This window comes from Streptomyces formicae (genome assembly GCF_002556545.1).
In the GTDB taxonomy this organism is placed as follows: Bacteria; Actinomycetota; Actinomycetes; order Streptomycetales; family Streptomycetaceae; genus Streptomyces; species Streptomyces formicae_A.
In genome coordinates, this window is the sequence record NZ_CP022685.1 from 8,782,599 (window position 1) to 8,800,742 (window position 18,144).

At 72.3% G+C, this 18,144-nt stretch carries 17 protein-coding genes; 11 read left to right on the top strand and 6 right to left on the bottom strand.

Annotation, left to right across the window (positions count from 1 at the left end; genetic code table 11):
* The first annotated feature begins 7 nt into the window (after window positions 1-7).
* The 9 genes from KY5_RS37730 (at window position 8) to KY5_RS37770 (ending at window position 10,186) form a co-directional block, all read left to right on the top strand.
* Entirely contained in the window at window positions 8-1,186 is a 1,179-nt protein-coding gene (locus tag KY5_RS37730) for a cytochrome P450 (protein WP_098246418.1), read from the top strand.
* Window positions 1,187-1,194: 8 nt separating this feature from the next.
* Window positions 1,195-2,391 carry a cytochrome P450 gene (locus KY5_RS37735; protein ID WP_098246419.1) on the top strand — a complete coding sequence of 399 codons (1,197 nt, stop codon included), beginning with the start codon at window positions 1,195-1,197 and terminating at the stop codon, window positions 2,389-2,391.
* A 64-nt stretch (window positions 2,392-2,455) separates the two neighbouring features.
* Entirely contained in the window at window positions 2,456-4,069 is a 1,614-nt protein-coding gene (locus KY5_RS37740; protein ID WP_098246420.1) for a tryptophan halogenase family protein, read from the top strand.
* Complete coding sequence (locus KY5_RS37745) at window positions 4,066-4,611, top strand: flavin reductase family protein (RefSeq protein ID WP_234363060.1); 546 nt, start codon at window positions 4,066-4,068, stop codon at window positions 4,609-4,611. The genes KY5_RS37740 and KY5_RS37745 overlap by 4 nt, the downstream gene beginning before the upstream one ends.
* A gap of 6 nt (window positions 4,612-4,617) precedes the next feature.
* The gene (locus KY5_RS37750) at window positions 4,618-5,997 is read left to right on the top strand and encodes a cation:proton antiporter (RefSeq protein ID WP_234363061.1); all 1,380 of its coding nucleotides are present in this window, start codon (window positions 4,618-4,620) and stop codon (window positions 5,995-5,997) included.
* A gap of 142 nt (window positions 5,998-6,139) precedes the next feature.
* Window positions 6,140-6,703, top strand: coding sequence for a hypothetical protein (locus KY5_RS37755; RefSeq protein WP_098246421.1), 564 nt, complete (start codon window positions 6,140-6,142; stop codon window positions 6,701-6,703).
* Complete coding sequence (locus KY5_RS37760; RefSeq protein ID WP_234363062.1) at window positions 6,700-8,190, top strand: peptidoglycan-binding protein; 1,491 nt, start codon at window positions 6,700-6,702, stop codon at window positions 8,188-8,190. The genes KY5_RS37755 and KY5_RS37760 overlap by 4 nt, the downstream gene beginning before the upstream one ends.
* The gene (locus tag KY5_RS37765) at window positions 8,187-8,936 is read left to right on the top strand and encodes an ABC transporter ATP-binding protein (protein WP_098246422.1); all 750 of its coding nucleotides are present in this window, start codon (window positions 8,187-8,189) and stop codon (window positions 8,934-8,936) included. Before KY5_RS37760 ends, KY5_RS37765 begins: the two co-directional genes overlap by 4 nt.
* Complete coding sequence (locus tag KY5_RS37770) at window positions 8,933-10,186, top strand: ABC transporter permease (protein ID WP_199843421.1); 1,254 nt, start codon at window positions 8,933-8,935, stop codon at window positions 10,184-10,186. Before KY5_RS37765 ends, KY5_RS37770 begins: the two co-directional genes overlap by 4 nt.
* A gap of 67 nt (window positions 10,187-10,253) precedes the next feature.
* Here the strand turns inward: KY5_RS37770 and KY5_RS37775 are convergent, their stop codons facing one another.
* Window positions 10,254-11,306 carry an LLM class flavin-dependent oxidoreductase gene (locus tag KY5_RS37775; protein ID WP_098246424.1) on the bottom strand — a complete coding sequence of 351 codons (1,053 nt, stop codon included), beginning with the start codon at window positions 11,304-11,306 and terminating at the stop codon, window positions 10,254-10,256.
* Window positions 11,307-11,395: 89 nt separating this feature from the next.
* Here KY5_RS37775 and KY5_RS37780 point away from each other — a divergent pair, with 89 nt between their 5' ends.
* A complete protein-coding gene (locus KY5_RS37780; RefSeq protein ID WP_098246425.1) occupies window positions 11,396-11,884 on the top strand; it encodes an HAD family acid phosphatase in 489 nt (162 codons plus the stop codon).
* A gap of 85 nt (window positions 11,885-11,969) precedes the next feature.
* Here the strand turns inward: KY5_RS37780 and KY5_RS37785 are convergent, their stop codons facing one another.
* Window positions 11,970-12,185: a dodecin gene (locus tag KY5_RS37785; RefSeq protein WP_098246426.1), complete on the bottom strand. Its 216-nt coding sequence runs from the start codon at window positions 12,183-12,185 to the stop codon at window positions 11,970-11,972.
* Between the two features lie 196 nt (window positions 12,186-12,381).
* Between KY5_RS37785 and KY5_RS37790 the strand changes: the two genes are divergently transcribed.
* Entirely contained in the window at window positions 12,382-13,668 is a 1,287-nt protein-coding gene (locus tag KY5_RS37790) for an extracellular solute-binding protein (protein ID WP_234363063.1), read from the top strand.
* A gap of 18 nt (window positions 13,669-13,686) precedes the next feature.
* Here KY5_RS37790 and egtD read toward each other — a convergent pair whose 3' ends face one another.
* Genes egtD through egtA form a run of 4 tightly spaced genes read right to left on the bottom strand, consistent with a single transcriptional unit; the run spans window position 13,687 to window position 18,117 of the window.
* A complete protein-coding gene (gene egtD / locus KY5_RS37795) occupies window positions 13,687-14,649 on the bottom strand; it encodes an L-histidine N(alpha)-methyltransferase (protein WP_098246428.1) in 963 nt (320 codons plus the stop codon).
* Complete coding sequence (gene egtC / locus KY5_RS37800) at window positions 14,646-15,401, bottom strand: ergothioneine biosynthesis protein EgtC (RefSeq protein ID WP_098246429.1); 756 nt, start codon at window positions 15,399-15,401, stop codon at window positions 14,646-14,648. The genes egtD and egtC overlap by 4 nt, the downstream gene beginning before the upstream one ends.
* Window positions 15,401-16,744 carry an ergothioneine biosynthesis protein EgtB gene (egtB, locus tag KY5_RS37805; protein ID WP_098246430.1) on the bottom strand — a complete coding sequence of 448 codons (1,344 nt, stop codon included), beginning with the start codon at window positions 16,742-16,744 and terminating at the stop codon, window positions 15,401-15,403. The genes egtC and egtB overlap by 1 nt, the downstream gene beginning before the upstream one ends.
* Entirely contained in the window at window positions 16,741-18,117 is a 1,377-nt protein-coding gene (egtA, locus tag KY5_RS37810) for an ergothioneine biosynthesis glutamate--cysteine ligase EgtA (protein ID WP_098246431.1), read from the bottom strand. The genes egtB and egtA overlap by 4 nt, the downstream gene beginning before the upstream one ends.
* Window positions 18,118-18,144: the final 27 nt, after the last annotated feature.

The following is an 18,144-nucleotide window of genomic DNA, read 5'->3' on the forward strand; positions in this document are numbered from 1 at the left end:
GTCCACCATGCCCAAGCCGTCCCACGTGCCGCTGCACGAACAACGCGACGGGATCGACCCCGTACCCGAACTGGCCCTGATGAGCAGGGACACCCCGCTCGTCGAGTTCGACGTCCCCGGGACGTCGGAGCGCACCTGGCTCGCCGTCGGCAACGAGGTGGTGCGGGCGGTCCTCGGCGACGCGGACCGGTTCAGCTCGCTGCCGCCCGCCGACACCGACGCCGACTCACGGCGGCTCGTCCAGCCCGGCAACCTGCTCCAGTACGACCCGCCCGACCACACCAGGCTCCGCAAGATGCAGACACCGGAGTTCACCGGGCGGCGGATGCGCAGGCTGGAACCGATGATCGAGGAGATCGTGGCGGACCACCTGGACGCCCTGGAACGGGCCGGGCAGCCCGCCGACCTCATCCGGCACTTCGCGGCGCCCATCCCCAGCCTGGTCGGCTGCCTCCTCTTCGACATCCCCCGCGACGACCACGCCGAACTCGCCCGCAACCTCGACATCAGCCGCACGGACGTGCACTCCCGGGAGCGGCGGATGGCGGCGGGCAAGGCCTACATGGCGTACATGGCCAAGTTCATCAAGCGAAAGCGCCGCGCCCCCGGCGACGACCTGATCAGCGCGCTGATCAAGGAGTACGGGACGGAGCTGAGCGACGACGAACTGGCCGGGACCGTCGCCACGCTCCTCGCGCCCTCCGTCCTGAACGTCGGCGGCACCCTCGGCCTCTCGATCCTCGCGCTCCTTCGCCACCCCGACCAGCTCGCCCGGTTCCGCGAGAGCCCCGAGCTGACCGAGAGCGCGGTCGAGGAGCTGACGCGGTACACCTCGGTCACCGCCGCGTCGCCGCGCACCGCCCTGGAGGACGTGACCCTCGCAGGACAGGAGATCAAGGCCGGTGACGTCGTGATCTGTTCGCTGTTCGCGGCCAACCGCGCCCGCTGCCCGGGAGCACCGACCGACGATCTGGACATCACGCGCGCGGACACCAGCCACGTCGCCTACGGGCACGGCATCCACCACTGCCTCGGCGCGCCGCTCGCGCGGATGACGCTGCGGATCGCGCTGCCCGCGCTCCTGCGCCGCTTCCCGGGACTGCGCCTCGCCGTCGCCCCCGAGGAGCTCCGCTACAAGGCGCCGACCGGCATCTACGGCGTCGAGACACTGCCCGTGGCCTGGTAGGGGACGACATGTCGCAGGAGCGCGGGACGATCCCGCTGTACACCCGCCGCACGGGCCTCGACCCGTCCGACGAGTTGCGCCGCGCCACCGAAGGGCAGCCCGTCAGCACGCTCGGCGAGGTGCCCGAAGGCGGCACCGCCTGGCTGGTGACGGGCTATCACGAGGTGCGCCAGGTACTCGGCGACCACGTCCGCTTCTCCACCCGCCGCCGCGTCGGCTCGCGGGCGCAGGACGCGGACGGCTACCGGCCCGACGAGGCCATCGGGCAGCTCATGGACTACGACCCGCCCGACCACACCCGGCTGCGCAAGATGCTCACGCCCGAGTTCACGCACCGCCGCATCCGCAGGCTCGGGCCGAGGATCGAGGAGATCGTCGAGGAGCGTCTCGACCACGTCGAACGCGCCGGTCAACCCGCCGACCTGGTGGAGCGGTTCGCGACGCCGGTCGCGGGCGCCGTCCTGTGCGAACTGATCGGGGTGCCCCGCGACGACCGGGGGGACTTCCTGCGCCGCTGCCACACACACCTGGCGACAGGACAGGGACGACAGCGCCGGGCGAGCGCGGGCAACGCGTTCACCCGCTACCTCGCCGCCCTCGTGGCACGCCAGCGCGCCGACCCCGACGAAGGCTTCATCGGCATGCTCGTGCGCGACCACGGCGAGGAGTTCACCGACAAGGAACTGCGCGGCGTCTGCGTCCTGTTGATGCTCGCGGGTCTCGACAACATCTCGGGCATGATCGGCCTCGGCACGCTCGCCCTGCTCCAGCACCCCGACCAGCTCGCGGCCCTGCGCCGCGACCCGGCGGCGCTGGACCGGGCCGTCGACGAACTGCTGCGCCATCTGTCCGTGCCGCACGCGCCCACGCCCCGTACCGCCCTGGAGGACGTCACCGTCGCGGGCCGGCGCATCAAGGCGGGGGACACCGTCGTCTGCTCGATCCCGATGGCCAACCGCGACCCGGCGCTCACCGCGCTGCCCGACCGCCTCGACCTCATGCGCGAGCCGGTCGCCCACGTCGCCTTCGGCCACGGCATCCACCACTGCCTGGGCGCCGCCCTCGCCAGGCAGGAACTGCGGATCGCCTTCGCGGCGCTGCTGCGCCGCTTCCCGGCGCTGCGCGTCGCGGAACCCGCGCGGGACGTGGCGTTCCGGGTCAGGTCCACCGCGTACGGCGTGGAAAGCCTGCCGGTGGCCTGGTGAGACGAGAGGGCGCGCACCACCGAGGAGATTTCGTGCTCAACAGGGAGACAGGGGTGGGGACATCATGAACGGACCGGGGACCAACGGCACGGCAGGACACGACCCGGCGGCGAACGGCGCGGCTGCCGCCGTGCGCGACGTCGTCATCGTCGGCGGCGGCACGGCGGGCTGGATGACCGCCGCGTATCTGACGGCGGCCTTCGGCAACCGCGTCAAGATCACGCTCGTGGAGTCGGCGGACGTCGGGACCATCGGCGTCGGCGAGGCCACGTTCAGCGACATCAGGCACTTCTTCGAGTTCCTCGGCCTCGCCGAACGGGACTGGATGCCCGCCTGCAACGCGACGTACAAGCTCGCGGTCCGCTTCGAGAACTGGCGCGAGCCAGGCCACCACTTCTACCACCCCTTCGAGCAGCTCAGGTCCGTCAAGGGCTTCCCGCTGACCGACTGGTGGCTGCGCTACCCCACCAGCAAGCGGTTCGACACCGACTGCTTCGTGATGGCCTCGCTGATCGACGCCAACCGCAACCCGCGCTACCTCGACAACCGGCTCCTGGAGCAGGAGTTCGTCGAGTCCGACGACCTGCCGAACACGATCGCCGAGTACCAGGGGGCCCAGTTCCCCTACGCCTACCACTTCGAGGCGCACCTGCTCGCCAAGTACCTGACGAAGTACGCCACGGAACGCGGCGTGCGGCACGTGGTCGACAACGTCGTGGACGTCGGCCTCGACGAGCGCGGCTGGCTCTCGCACGTGACCACCGCCGAGCACGGCCGCCTCACCGGCGACCTCTTCGTCGACTGCACGGGATTTCGCGGGCTGCTCATCAACAAGGCGCTCGCGGAGCCGTTCGTGTCCTACCAGGACACCCTGCCCAACGACAGCGCGGTCGCCCTCCAGGTCCCCATGGACATGGACAAGGACCCGCTGCGGCCGTGCACCACGGCCACCGCGCAGGACGCGGGCTGGATCTGGACCATCCCGCTGATCAGCCGCATCGGCACCGGCTACGTCTACGCCAGTGACTACATCGATGCCGAGGAGGCCGAGCGCACCCTGCGCGAGTTCGTCGGGCCCGCAGCGGCCGACGCGTCCGCCAACCACATCAGGATGCGCATCGGCCGCAGCCGCCGCTCCTGGGTCAACAACTGCGTGGCCATCGGCCTGTCCAGCGGCTTCGTCGAGCCCCTCGAATCCACCGGGATCTTCTTCATCCACTACGCGATCGAGCAGCTGGTCAAGTACTACCCGGCGGCCGACTGGGACCAGTCGCTGCGCGACCAGTACAACGGCGCGGTGATGAACGTCATGGACGGCGTACGGGAGTTCCTCGTCCTGCACTACCGGGGCGCCAAGCGCGCCGACAACCAGTACTGGCGCGACACCAAGATCCGCACCGTGCCGGACCCGCTGGCCGAACGTCTGGAGCAGTGGGAGAGCAAGGTCCCCGACGCGGGCACCGTCTACCCGCGCTACCACGGGCTGCCGCCCTACTCGTACAACTGCATCCTGCTCGGCACCGGCGGCATCGACGTGCGGCCCTCGCCCGCGCTCGACCTGATCGACGAGAAGGACGCGCTCGCGGAGTTCCAGGCGGTGCGGGACAAGGCGCGGCACCTGGTGCGGACGCTGCCGACGCAGAACGAGTACTTCCGCCGGATGCGCGAGGGGGTGTGACCAGCGGGATGGACGCCGAGTTCCGCGAGATGATGGCGTCGTTCCCCACCGGCGTCTCGGTGGTGACGGCCAGGGACGGCGGCTCCGCGCCGTGGGGCATGACGTGCTCGTCGCTGTGCAGCCTCAGCGTGGACCCGCCGACGCTCCTGACGTGCCTGCGCACGGAGAGCCCCACGCTGCGCGCGGTGCTCGCCAGCGGGGCGTTCGCGGTGAACCTGCTGCGCGGGGACGCCGACTGGGTCGCGGCGCTGTTCGCCTCCGGCGCGCCCGACCGGTTCGACAAGGTCGCCTGGCGGCCCGCGCGGCACACCCGCAGCCCCGCGCTGATCGAGGCCGCGCACGCCGTCGCCGAGTGCACCGTGGCGCGCACCCACCCCTCGGGCGACCACGTGATCGTCGTGGGAACGGTGCGCGCCGTCGAGCGTTTCGGCGGCTTCGAGCGCGAGAGCGCGCTGCTCTACGGGTTCCGCAGGTACGGCGAATGGTCGCCGGGCGTCCCGGCCGCGGCCGGTGACTTCCGGGTCAGGGAACGGGAGGGGTGAGGGCCGGTGGGGTTCCCCGGGGTGGGGGCGGGCGGCACGGCGACGGCGGGTGACGTGTTCGCGGCCGCCCCCGTCGCGCCGATCGCGGCGCATCCGCTGCTCGTCTTCCTGCTCCAGGTCGGGCTCCTGCTGCTGCTCGCCATCCTGCTCGGCAGGGTGGCCGCCCGCTGCGGGCTCCCCGCGATCGTCGGCGAGCTGGGCGCGGGCGTGCTGCTGGGCCCCTCGCTCTTCGGCTGGCTCGCGCCGGGCGTCACGGCCTGGCTGCTGCCCGCGGACCCCGCGCAGGTCCATCTCCTGGACGCCGTCGGGCAGCTCGCGGTGCTGCTCCTCGTCGGCCTCACCGGGATCGAGATGGACCTGCGGATGATCCGCCGCAGGGGAGCCACCGCGCTGCGCGTCAGCCTCGCCGGACTCCTGGTGCCGCTGGCGCTCGGCATCGGGCTCGGGCATCCGCTGGCCGGGATGCTCGGCATCGGCGCGTCCGACCGGCAGATGTTCGCGCTCTTCCTGGGCGTGGCGATGTGCGTCAGCGCCATCCCGGTCATCGCCAAGACCCTGATGGACATGAACCTCATGCACCGCGACGTCGGCCAGCTGACCCTCGCCGCGGGGATGATCGACGACACCTTCGGCTGGCTCATGCTCTCCGTCGTCTCGGCGATGACCGTGGGCGGGCTGAGCGCGGGGGTGTTCGGGCACGCCATCGGCTCCCTGCTGCTCGTCCTGGTCCTCGCGGTGCTGCTCGGCCGCCCGCTCGTGCGGCGCGCCCTGCGGCTCTGCAAGGGCTCGGAGGAGCGGACGGTCTCGGCGGCCGCCGCGATGATCGTCCTCGCTGCGGCGGGCACCCAGGCCCTCGGCCTCGAAGCGGTGTTCGGCGCGTACCTCTGCGGGATGCTCATCGGCTCCAGCGGGGAGTTCGACCGGTCCCGTACGGCGTCGCTGCGCATGGTCGTCCTCGCGGTCCTCGCCCCCGTCTTCTTCGCCACGGCGGGGCTGCGGATCGACCTGCGGGCCCTCGCGGAACCCGCGGTGCTCGGGGCCGCCCTGATCGTGCTCGCGGTCGCGATCGTCGGGAAGTTCGTGGGCGCCTACATCGGCGCGCGGCTGAGCAGGCTGAGCCGCTGGGAGGCGCTCGCGCTCGGCGCGGGGATGAACGCCAGGGGCGTCATCGAGGTGATCGTGGCCATGGTCGGGCTGCGGCTCGGCATCCTCGACACCCGGACGTACACGATCGTCGTCCTGGTCGCGGTGGTCACCTCCGTGATGGCGCCGCCGCTCCTGAAGGCGGCCATGAAGCGCATCGACTGCACGCGCGAGGAGGAGCTGCGGCTCACCGAGTGGCGCGGGACGCCGGTGCGGGGAAGCCCGGAGCGGGCCGGGCGCTGAGGGGGAAGCGGAACTGCCGCGCTGCCGTGGGCACGCGGCAGTTCGGCCTGCCCCGGGCCGGAACGCGACCCCGTCAGAGCACTGTGTGGACGCCCGGTTCTGTGCCCGCCGTGTGACCGCCCGCTGCGTAGAACTTGGGCTCATGTTCATCACACACAAGCGAGCCGTCGCACAGTCGCTCCTGGCGGTATCGGCTCTTTTCGCAGGATCACTGCTGACGGCGTGCTCGGGCGATTCCTCGGCCGCGTCGTCCAGCAAGAGCTCGGCTCCCGCCGACCGCGCACTGGCGTACTCGGAGTGCATGCGGGCCAACGGAGTCCCCAAGTTCCCGGATCCGCAGCCCAACGGCGGCGGCCTCCGGCTCAGCCCGGACGACGGCGTCGACCCGAACTCCAAGGCGTTCAAGGACGCGGCCAAGGCCTGCCAGGACAAGGCCCCGCAGGGCCAGGGCCCGGGCGGCGGCGGTGGCGGGGGCGGCGGAGGCACCCTCGACTCGGCCAAGGTCGCGTCCTGGGCCAAGTGCATCCGTTCCAACGGGGTGCCGAAGTTCCCGGACCCGGAGGTCAACGGCTCCAGCATGGTCATCGACATCATGGGCGCCGGAGTCGACCCCGGTGACCCGAAGTTCCGCGAGGCCATGCAGAAGTGCCAGAGCAAGTACCCGGGCGGCGCGGTGCAGTTCGGTGGCGGAGGAGGCCCCCAGTGACGACTCCGGACGAGACCGAGCCCCTGCCGGGCCGCGGCGACACCTCGGGCGCCCTGGAGCGGCACGGCTCCGGCGAGATGGTGAGCGGGCGGACCGGCGTGCTCACCCCGTCGGGCAACGGCGAACGGCCCGAAGGAGCGCTCGCCAAGCGCTCCGAGGGCAGCGTCGCCGAACGCCGGGAGGGGACCGCCGCGGAACACCGGGACGCAAGCGCGGCCGAACGCTCCGAAGCGGCCGTGCCCGAGCTCGAGGCGGGCGGCGAAGGGGACGGCGGGGAGAGCGGCGAAGAGACGTCCGGCGGCGGCCGCAGGCGCCGGCCGCTGCGCACCTCGCTGATCGTGGTCGCCGCGATAGCCGTCGCCGCGGCCGCGGGCATCGCCGCCACCGGATCGCTCGGCGGCGACAACGGCGGCTCCGCGAGCGCCGCGCCCTCCGGGCCGCCCGCCACGGCCAAGGTGCAGCGGACCACGCTGACCGACTCCGAGACCGTGGACGGCAACCTCGGCTTCGGCGACGCCTCGACCGTGCAGGCCCCCGCCGCCGCCTCCGGCGACACGGGCGCGGGCCAGAACGGGCAGAACGGGCAGGGCGGCGCGACGGGCGCCGACACAAGCGCGGGCACCATCACCTGGCTGCCCGAAGCGGGCAAGGTCATCCGGCGAGGCGACCCCGTCTACCGCGTCGACCAGCGGCAAGTCCCGCTGCTCTACGGCTCGTTCCCGCTCTACCGCACCCTCAAGGACGGCACCGAGGGCGCCGACGTCAAGATGCTGGAGAAGAACCTCCGCGCCCTCGGCTACACCGGCTTCACGGTCGACGACACCTACACCTCCGACACGGCCGACGCCGTCAAGAAGTGGCAGGACGACCTGAACCGCACGGAGACCGGCACGGTCGCGCCCGGGGACGCCCTGGTGGCCGACGGCGCGCGGCGCGTCGCCGACCTCAAGACCGCCACCGGCGCCGCCCTCACCGGCAACCTGCTCACCTGGACCGGCACCGAACGGATCGTCAGCGTCGACCTGGACGTGCAGTTCGAGGACCTGGTGCAGAAGGGCACCGAGGCGACCGTGAAGCTGCCGGACAACTCCACCGTCCAGGCCGAGGTGACCGACGTCGGGACGCCGACCACCTCGCAGGACAACTCCGGTGACTCCGGAAGCTCCGGGAGCAGCGGCAGCGGCGACAGCAACAACAACAATCAGGTCACCCTGCCCGTCGAGCTGACCGTGAAGGACCAGAAGGGCCTCGGCCGCTACCAGGCCGCCGCCGTCGACGTCACGCTCAAGGCCGAGTCCCACAAGGACGTCCTCGTGGTCCCCGTCGGCGCCCTGGTCGCCAAGCGCGGCGGCGGCTACGCCGTGGAGGTCGTCACGGCGGACGGCACGAAGCTCGTCCCGGTCAAGCTCGGCATGTTCGCGGACAGCAAGGTCGAGGTGTCGGGCACCGGCATCAAGGAAGGCACCGTCGTGGGGGTTCCCAAGTGACCTCGCAGACACCGGGAACACCCGCCGACCGGCCGGTGGTCGAGCTGGCGGGGGTGTCCAAGACGTACGGGGACGTGGCCGCGCTGCGCGGCGCGGACCTGGTCATCCGGCGCGGTGAACTCCTCGCCATCGTCGGCCCTTCGGGGTCGGGCAAGTCCACGATGCTCAACATCATGGGCACCCTGGACCGCCCCTCGGCGGGCCTGGTGCGCGTCGACGGGCACGACGTTGCCGACCTGAGCGACCGCGAACTGTCCGCGCTGCGGGCCGGGACCATCGGCTTCGTCTTCCAGCAGTTCCATCTGGCCTTCGGCGTACCGGCGTTGGACAGCGTCGCGGACGGGCTGCTCTACAGCGGCCGATCGCGCGGCGAGCGACGGCGCCTCGCCGAGCGGGCGCTGCGCAGGGTCGGCCTCGGACACCGGCTCTACCACGAGCCGCACCAGCTCTCCGGCGGCGAGAAGCAGCGGGTGGCCATCGCCCGCGCGGTCCTCGGCGATCCGCCGTTGCTGCTGGCCGACGAACCGACGGGCGCGCTCGACTCGCGGTCCGGGGCCGTCGTCATCGAGCTCCTGCACGAGCTGCACGAGGCGGGTACGACCGTGGTGGTCATCACCCACGACCGGGACATCGCCGCGAACCTGCCCCGTGAGGTGCGGGTCAAGGACGGCCGGATCGAGCACGACTCCGGCGAGTCGGCCGCGGGGCGCTCCACGGCCCTGGTCCCCGAGGGGGCGCTGCGATGAGCACGGCGAACGCGACGAAGGAGCTGGAGCCCGCTGCCGGTGCGACGCCACCGCCCCGGCGGCCGAGGCCCGCCAGGATGAACCCGGCCGACGTGCTGAGGGTCGGCGGTTCGGGGCTGCGCTCGCGGCCCATGCGGGTGTTCCTCTCGGCGCTCGGCATCGCGATCGGCATCGCCGCCATGGTCGGCGTGGTCGGCATCTCCACCTCCTCGTCGGAGGACCTCAGCCGACGGCTCGCGTCACTCGGCACCAACCTGCTCACCGTCACCCCCGGCACCTCGTTCAGCGGCGACGACGCCCATCTGCCCGCCGAATCGGTGCAGATGATCGGCAACGTCGACCACGTCGAATCGGTCTCGGCCATCGGCAGGACGGACGCGAAGGTCTACCGCAACAACTACACGCCCAAGCAGGAGACCGGCGGGCTCACGGTGGCCGCCGCCCGCACCGACCTGCCGACGTCGGTCGGCGCGAAGGTCGTCGACGGCCGCTGGCTGAACTCCGCCAACAGCCGCTACCCGGCCGTGGTGCTCGGCCCCAAGGCCGCCGAACAGCTCGGCGTGCACCGGGCGGGCGCCGACGTGAAGGTGTGGCTCGACGGGCAGTGGTTCACCGTCGTCGGACTGCTCGCCCCCAACGAGCTGATCCCCGGGCTCGACTCCACCGCGCTGGTCGGCTGGAACGTCGCGGAGCGCGAACTGAGCTTCGACGGCTACCCGACCACGATCTACACCCGCGCCGAGGAGTCCTCGGTCGGCGACGTGCAGTCCGTGCTCGGCGCCACCGCCAACCCCGAGACGCCCAGCGAGGTCGAGGTCTCCAGGCCCTCGGACGCGCTGGCCGCCAAGGAAGCCACCGACGACACCCTCAGCGGACTGCTGCTCGGGCTTGGCGGCGTGGCCCTGCTCGTGGGCGGCGTCGGCGTCGCCAACACGATGGTGATCTCCGTACTCGAACGCCGCTCGGAGATCGGCCTGCGCCGCTCGCTCGGCGCCACCCGGGGCCAGATCCGCACCCAGTTCCTGGCCGAGGCACTGCTCCTGTCCGCCCTCGGCGGGCTCGGCGGGGTCTTCCTCGGCATCGGCGTCACCGGCGGCTATGCCGCGTACCAGGGCTGGCCGTCCGTCGTGCCGGTCTGGGCGATGGCGGGCGGCGTCGGGGCCACCCTGGTCATCGGCGGCCTCGCCGGGTTCTATCCGGCCGTACGGGCGGCCAGGCTGCCCCCGACCGAAGCGCTCGCCACCACCTGAGACCGCGGTGCTCCTGCTGGATTCGTCCCCCGTGCCCAGGGGAGCGCCGCGCCCGTCCGCGCCACCGTCAGGGCCGATCCCTGCGGGCGACGCGGGCGGGACCTCGCGGGTCCTCGGCCGGTGTCAGACCGGCCACGCGGGCCAGGCGCCGGAAGGAGTCCAGGAGGCCCGTACGGTCGTACGTACTGGTCGTCACGAGCACCTCCTGGGCGCCGCTCTCCTTGATCACCTGCTCCAGCTCGACGGCGACCTGCTCCTCCGTGCCGTACACCTGGCCGCGCAGCCCCGACTCGTAGAAGCCGCGCTCCTTCTCCGTCATGGCCAGCCCGGCGACCCGCTCGGCGGGCGGCAGCGGCGGGAACGTGCCGTGCGTGCGGGAGTACGCCATCGACCAGGCCTCGGGCACCAGGAGGCGGTGGGCGGCTTCCTCGGTCTCCGCGACGGCGACGGTCCCCGAAATCACGACGTACGGCTCCGTGGACCACGCTGAGGGCCGGAAGGACGCGCGGTACTCGTCGATGCCGCGCAGCATCTTCTCGCGGCTCCTGAGGTCCCCGATGACCAGCGGAAGCCCTGCCTCCGCGGCGATCCGGGCGCCCTCGCCGATGGCAAGGACGAACGGCGGGACGGTGAGCCCCTCGGCGGGCCTGGCCCGCACCCCCGTCCCCGACGTACCGCGGAACCAGCCGAGCAGCTCGGTCAGCTGCGCCGCGAAGTCCGCCGCGTCGTGCTTGTCCCTGCCCAGCGCCTTGCGCACCCCGTCGGTGAAGCCGACGGACCGCCCGAGCCCCATGTCGATCCGCCCCGGGAAGAGCGATTCCAGGACCCCGAACTGCTCGGCGACCACGAGCGATTGATGATTGGGCAGCATCACGCCGCCGGTGCCCACCCGGATGGTGCGGGTGGCGCCCGCGACGGCCGCCGCGAGGACGGTGGGCGCGGAGCCCGCGACGCCGGGCACTCCGTGGTGTTCCGAGACCCAGAACCTGTCGTATCCGAGCGCCTCGACCTCCTGGGCGAGCCGTACGGTGTCGCGCAGCGCCGACGGCCCTTCGTGCCCCTCGCGGGTGCGCGAACGGTCGAGGACGGAGAAGCGGGTTCCCGCGATCACTGAGCTCACGACTGTTTCAACGCGTGGGCGGCGCCCGCATTCCCCGCGCCGCGTTCCCCGCCCTGCGGAGCCCACCCCGCCTTCTTTACGCTGACGACGTGACTCAGGACAACAGACCTCTGGCCGTCTTCGACCTCGACGGGACGCTCGCGGACACCGCGCACCGCCAGCGCTTCCTGGAACGCAAGCCGCGCGACTGGGACGCGTTCTTCGCGGCGGCTCCCCAGGACCCGCCCCTGGCGCGGGGCGTCGAGCTGGCCCTGGAGAGCACGGCGGAGTGCGAGGTCGTCTACCTGACGGGCCGCCCCGAACGCTGCCGCAAGGACACCGAGGAGTGGCTGACCCGCCAGGGCCTGCCCACGGGCCGCCTCTGGATGCGCCGCAACGACGACCGCCGCCCGGCCCGCCGCACCAAACTGGAGATCCTCCGCGACCTCGCCCGCAAGCGGGAGATCCGCATGCTCGTGGACGACGACGAACTGGTCTGCGACGAGGCGGAACGAGCGGGCTTCAAGGTCGTGCGGGCCCGCTGGGCAGCGACGTCGGAGGCACTGAAGACGGCCCAGGAACAAGAGGGCAGGACTTGAGTCAGGACAGGCGGCCCCGTAAGGAGTGCGGGGAGCTGCGCGAGCAACCCGATGAGGCCCGCGGTGAAGGCACAGCGCTGGGGGCCTACTCGTCGTCCTCCAGCCGGAACCCCACCTTCAGCCCCACCTGGTAGTGCTGGATCTGCCCGTCCTCGATGTGCCCCCGTACCTGGGTGACCTCGAACCAGTCAAGGGACCTCAGCGTCTGCGAGGCCCGCGCGATGCCGTTGCGGATGGCCTGGTCGACCCCTTCGTGCGAGGTGCCGACGATCTCGGTGACGCGATACGTGTGATCCGACATGAGGGAGTGCCTCCCGGCAGTGGAGTGACGTCATGGAATGCCGTCACTCCACCGTGCCCCAGTCCGCGCGTACACGCGAGATGGCACACACCCCTTGACCGACTCATTGGTACAGACCAAAATCCAGCCATACCCGTTCGAGTTTCGTGCTCACCCCCCCGCGTCGGGCCCACCCTTCCCTGTCCGCAGGCAGAAAGTGACCCACGTGAAACCCCGCCGCCGCCCCAACGCATCCCGTGCCCTCGTCCTCGTCGTCGCCTCCTCGACCCTGCTCGCCGGGTGCGGGCTGTTGCCGGGGGAGGACGGGCGCAAGACCGTGACCCTCTGGCTGATGCGGGGCAGCGCGTCGCCGGAGTTCGTCGAGCGGTTCACCGAGGACTTCGAGAAGCAGCACGACGACATCGACCTGGACGTGCGCGTCCAGGAATGGACCGGCATCGGCGCCAAGGTGAAGAAGGCGCTCAAGGACGACAGCGGCGACGGACCCGATGTCATCGAGGTCGGCAACACCCAGGTCGCGCAGTACGTCGACGAGGGCGGCCTGTACGACCTCACCCTGGAGTCCGCGCGCGACCTCGGCATGGACGACTGGCTGCCGGGCCTCGCCGAGCCGGGACGCTTCGACAACGCGCAGTACGGCATCCCCTGGTACGCCGCGAACCGCGTCGTGATCTACCACAAGGACCTGTTCGCCGACGCGGGCATCAAGAGCCCGCCGCGCACCCGCGCGCAGTGGCTGGAGGCCACCGAGAAGCTCAACACCGGCGGCAGGCAGGGCATCTACCTCGCGGGCCAGGACTGGTACACCCTCTCCGGGTTCGTCTGGGACGAGGGCGGCGACCTCGCCAAGGAGACCCGCGGGACATGGAAGGGCACCCTCCACGCACCCGCGGCGCTGCGCGGCATGGAGTTCTACCGCCAGTTGCAGGCGCTCGGGCAGGGGCCGCGCGACGCCGACGAGGAGCATCCGGCGCAGACCGGGGTGTTCGCGAAGGGCGACGTCGCGCAGATCATCGCCGTGCCGGGCGCGGCGCGGGCCATCGAGGAGAAGAACCCCGAGCTGAAGGGCAAGCTCGGCTACTTCCCCATCCCCGGCAAGACGGCGGGCAAGCCCGGCGCGGTCTTCACCGGTGGCTCCGACCTCGTGGTGCCCGAGCGCAGCGACGACCACAAGGGAGCCGTCGCGCTGATCGAGGCCCTCGCGGGCAAGAAGTGGCAGACCGATCTGGCGCGGACCATGAACTACGTGCCGAACAAGGCGAAGCTGGCCCCCGCCGTCGCGGGTGACGAGGGCAGCGCGGCGATGGCGGTCGGCGCGGCGAACGGCCGCGCGACCCCCAATTCGCCCCGCTGGGCCGGGGTCGAGGCCAAGAACCCCATCAAGGGCTACATGACCAAGGTCCTCAACGGCGGCGATCCGGCCACCGAGGCGCGCAGGGCGTCGGGCCGGATCACCGACGCCCTGAGCGTGGCGGGTCCGTGAGCCGACCCGGGGCCCGGCCTACGCGGCCGTGCTGAGGGAGAGCGCGAAGCGCCCTCTCTCATCCGTCCACCAGTGGCTCAGCTTCAGGTCCGCGGCGGCGAGTTCGGAGCGTACGCCATCCTCCCTGAACTTCGCCGAGACCTCCGTGCGGACGTCCTCGCCCGCGGTGAAGTCGACCGCGAGGTCGAGCGCCGGGATCTTCACCGTCTGGTCGGACCGCGAGCGCAGCCGCATCTCGATCCACTCGTGCTCGCGGTCCCAGACGGCCACGTGCGCGAAGGCCGCGGGGTCGAAGTCGGCCTGCAGCTCGCGGTTCATCACCGTGAGGACGTTCTTGTTGAAGGCGGCGGTCACTCCGGAACCGTCGTCGTAGGCGGAGACGAGCACGGATTCGTCCTTCACCAGGTCCGTGCCGAGCAACAGCATGTCGCCGGGGGAGAGCAGCCCGCGCACCGAGGCGAGGAAGGCCGCGCGCTCCGCGGGCAGCAGATTGCCGATCGTGCCGCCGAGGAAGGCGACGAGGCGCGGCCCGGGGGTGCCGGGCAGCGCGAGCCCGCGGGTGAAGTCGGCGATCAGCGCGTGCACGGCGAGCGAGGGGCGCTGGGCGAGCAGCGCGTTCGCCGCCCCGGTCAGCGCGCTCTCGCTGACGTCCACGGGGACGTAGGTGTGCAGGGTGGCCATGGCGTCGATGAGGTGACGGGTCTTCTCCGAGGAGCCCGAACCCAGTTCGATCAGCGTCCGCGCGCCGGTGACCTCCGCGATCTCGGCGGCGCGGGCGACCAGGATCTCGCGCTCGGCGCGCGTCGGGTAGTACTCGGGCAGGGTGGTGATCTCCTCGAAGAGGGCACTGCCGCGTGCGTCGTAGAACCACTTGGGCGGCAGGGTCTTGGGGGTGCGGGTCAGGCCGTGCAGTACGTCGGCGCGCAGCGCGGCGTCGGTGGCGTCCTCGGGCAGGGTCCTGGTCAGGAGGAACGGGCTCACGCGGTGGGCTCCTTGAGCGGTGTCAGCAGTACGTCGGTGCGGCTTGCGGCGAGCAGGGTGCGATCGGGCACCTCGCGCCAGTGCGGATCGTCGTCGTAGGGCTCTGAGGCGACGACGGTGCGGCGGTCGGGCTCCGCGAGGTACCAGAGGGTGTCGCCCCAGGCGGTCGCGGCGATCGTGTCGCCGTTGGTGAGCAGGAGGTTGAGGCGCGATCCGGGGGCGGCCTCCGCGACCTCGGCGACGGTGTCGGCGAGGGCCTGGCCCTCCTCGTCACCGGCCCGCAGCCGGTGCAGCACGAGCGCCCACACCAGCGCGGAGTCGCAGCGCGCCTCCATCGAGAGCAGCTCGGCGGCCGGAAGGCGGGCGGCGAGGGACGCGAGGGAGCGCGGCCAGCCCGCGATCGCGCCGTTGTGGCTGAACAGCCAGGGCCCCGCGGTGAAAGGGGCGGCCGCTGCCTCCCCGTCCGCGCCCCCGAGGGTCGCGTCCCGCACCGCGCCGAGCAGCGCCCCGGTGCGCACGACCCTGGCCAGGTCGGCGAAGGACTGGTCGCCCCAGATGGGCCCCGCGCGGCGGTAGCGGGCGGGCACCGGATCGCCCTCGGCGTACCAGCCCACGCCGAAGCCGTCGGCGTTGACGGTGCCGTGGCGCTGGCGCCGGGGCTCCCAGGACTGGCGGTACAGGCCATGCGCGGGCTCCACGAGCAGGCCCCCGAGCGGCTCGGGCGGGCCGAGGAAGGCGAGGTGACGGCACATCAGGCAGCTCCCTCGGGACCGGCACAGGGAGCGACGTCGCGTGCCGTGCGGAACCCGGCGAAGATCTGCCGCCGCACCGGGTGGTCCCAGTTGCGGAACGTGCCCCGGCAGGCCACCGCGTCGACGGAGAAGGCGCCGCCGCGCAGCACCTTGTAGTCGCCGCCGAAGAACACGTCCGAGTACTCGCGGTAGGGGAACGCGGCGAAGCCCGGGTAGGGCAGGAAGCCGCTGGAGGTCCACTCCCACACGTCGCCGATCAACTGGCGTACGCCGAGAGGTGATTCACCCGCCGGGTAGCTCCCCGCGGGGGCGGGCCGCAGATGTCGCTGGCCCAGGTTGGCCCGCTCGGGCGTGGGGTCCGCGTCGCCCCACGGATAGCGCATGGAGCGATCGGATGACGGGTCGTACCTGGCGGCCTTCTCCCACTCCTCCTCGCTGGGCAGCCGCCGCCCGGCCCAGCGCGCGAAGGCGTCGGCCTCGTACCAACTGACGTGCAGGACCGGCTCGTCGGGCGGCACCTGCTCCACCCTCCCGAAGTGCCGGCGCAGCCACTGTCCGCCCTCGCGGCGCCAGAACAGCGGTGCGGTGAGCCGGTTCTGACGGACCATCGCCCAGCCCTCCGGCGCCCACCAGCGCTCCTGGTCGTAGCCGCCGTCCTCGACGAAACGCAGGTAGGCGGCGTTCGTCACCGGTGTGGTGTCGATGAAGAAGGGCGGTACGAGACGGTGGTGGGCCGGGCGTTCGTTGTCCAGGGCCCATGGCTCGGTCGAGGTGCCCATGGTGAACGGGCCGCCGGGGACCAGGACTTCGGCGGGCCCGGCGAAGGGCGCTTCGAGCGGTGCGGGGTCGGGCGCGGTGAGCGCCGTCGGGCCCGCGCGCAACTGGTGCGTGATCAGCATCGTCTCGTCGTGCTGCTGCTCGTGCTGCGCGATCATGCCGAACGCGAACCCCGCGTCGGTGAGCGGAGTGCCGCGCAGCGGTGTCCGCTCCAGGACGTCGAGCGCGCGCCCGCGCACCTCGGCCGCGTAGTGGCGGGCCTCGGCGGGCGCGAGCAGCGGCAGGGCGGGGCGCTCGGCGCGGGGATGCTCGAAGGCGTCGTACAGCGGATCGATCTCGGGCCGCATGGCGTCGCGCCCGGCGACCGCGCGCAGCAGCCACTGCTCCTCCTGGTTGCCGATGTGTGCCAGGTCCCAGACCAGGGGCGACATCAACGGCGAGTGCTGCGCGGTGAGTTCGGTGTCCTCGACACAGGTGGTGAGCAGATTGGTGCGGTCCCTGGCGGCGAGCAGCGCGGCGTGCGCGCGCTCCCGCAGGTCTTCGGGGTCGGCGGTGGGCCCTGTCATCGGCGGGCGTCCTTCCCGGGTGTGCCGTGAGGCGTGTGGTCAAGGGAGCGGGAGCCGGGCGCACCGCTGTGGCGCAGTGAGTCCAGGAGGTCGTCGGCGGGGCAGCGGCCGCGCGCCACGTACTGATCGCCGAAGGTGACGACGGCGTCCCGGACGTCCGTGCTCACGTCCATCCGGGGCAGCGCGTCGGCCGCCGCGGCGAAGCAGGCGACGGCCGCCTCGCGCAGCTCGGCGTCGGCCGGACCGTGACGCGCCGCGTCCAGCCAGAGCGGGCTCTGCGGCGCGGCGGGCGAGCCCGGTGGTGCGGCCCGCTCCGCGAGGGGCTTGACCGCGCGGTAGGCGGTCTCGGCGGCCTCCGGGTCGTCGAAGAGCGCGGCGGTGACGGCGAGCGGCACGATCCAGCCGTCCTCGCCGGGCTGCGCGTCGACCATGCGCAGTTCCAGGTGGCCGCGCGGGCGCACCGGCGGGAACAGCGTGGTCAGGTGGTAGTCGAGGTCCTCGCGGGTGGGCGCCCTCGGCGCTCTCGAACGGGTCCAGGCACGGAAGGTGAGACCTTCCGGCACGGGCCAGGCGGTGTGTCCCGTGCTGTCGTCGAGGTCTCTGACACACATGACGGGCGCGTCGAGCGCGTGCCGGGTCCAGGTCTCACGGGGCTCGCCGTCGAGCGGTGGCGCCCCCGACCTGCCCGGGGCGATGCCCGCCCAGATGGCCTGCCGGGTGGAGCGCCAGCCGGTGCCGCGGCCCTCCTGGAGCGGCGAGTTGGCGAACGCGGCGACCAGGACGGGCCCGAGCAGGTGCGCGAGGCGCCAGCGCCGCGCGTAGCCGAGCGGCCCCGGCTCCTCGTGTCCGGCGTCCAGGCAGATCTGCACGGACGCCGTCGAGCACATCATGCGGCGGCCGGAAGGACCTGCCCTGTCGAAGCAGGACTCCATGGCGTCGTAGCGCGGCTCGTGCAGGATTCTGGCCGGTGGCCGCCACGGGTCGGCGCCGAAGCCGCTGAGGGTGAGCCGGTGGGAACACAACGCGTCACGGACGACGCGGAGATCGGCCCGCATGGCCGAGATGCACTCCATCAGGGACGAGGCGGGAAGCGAGCTGAGCTCCAGCTGCCCGCCGGGTTCGACGGTGATGAGCGAGTGCAGGGGCAGGGCCCGCAGTGCGGCATAGGCCGCTTCGAGGCGGGCGGTGGGAACGGGCTTGTGGGGCAGTCCCGGTTCGTGGACGAGCCATTCCAGTTCGACACCGGTGGTGCGAGGCGGCCCGGTCTTGAAGCAGATGCCGCGGACCAGCGCCTCCACCTCGGCCTCGGTCACCGTGTCCAGGGCCCTGGTACGCGCTGGTGTGTCGTGGTGCGTACAGTCTCCCTCTGGCATGCCGGGGATCCTTCCTGTCGATGGTGC

Coding starts and splice junctions, on each gene's coding strand:
- KY5_RS37735 (WP_098246419.1), top strand. CDS start 1,195: ATGTCGCAGGAGCGCGGGACGATCCCGCTGTACACCCGCCGCACGGGC.
- KY5_RS37755 (WP_098246421.1), top strand. CDS start 6,140: ATGTTCATCACACACAAGCGAGCCGTCGCACAGTCGCTCCTGGCGGTA.
- egtB (WP_098246430.1), bottom strand. CDS start 16,744: ATGACAGGGCCCACCGCCGACCCCGAAGACCTGCGGGAGCGCGCGCAC.
- egtA (WP_098246431.1), bottom strand. CDS start 18,117: ATGCCAGAGGGAGACTGTACGCACCACGACACACCAGCGCGTACCAGG.
- KY5_RS37770 (WP_199843421.1), top strand. CDS start 8,933: ATGAGCACGGCGAACGCGACGAAGGAGCTGGAGCCCGCTGCCGGTGCG.
- KY5_RS37730 (WP_098246418.1), top strand. CDS start 8: ATGCCCAAGCCGTCCCACGTGCCGCTGCACGAACAACGCGACGGGATC.
- KY5_RS37785 (WP_098246426.1), bottom strand. CDS start 12,185: ATGTCGGATCACACGTATCGCGTCACCGAGATCGTCGGCACCTCGCAC.
- KY5_RS37740 (WP_098246420.1), top strand. CDS start 2,456: ATGAACGGACCGGGGACCAACGGCACGGCAGGACACGACCCGGCGGCG.
- egtC (WP_098246429.1), bottom strand. CDS start 15,401: ATGTGCCGTCACCTCGCCTTCCTCGGCCCGCCCGAGCCGCTCGGGGGC.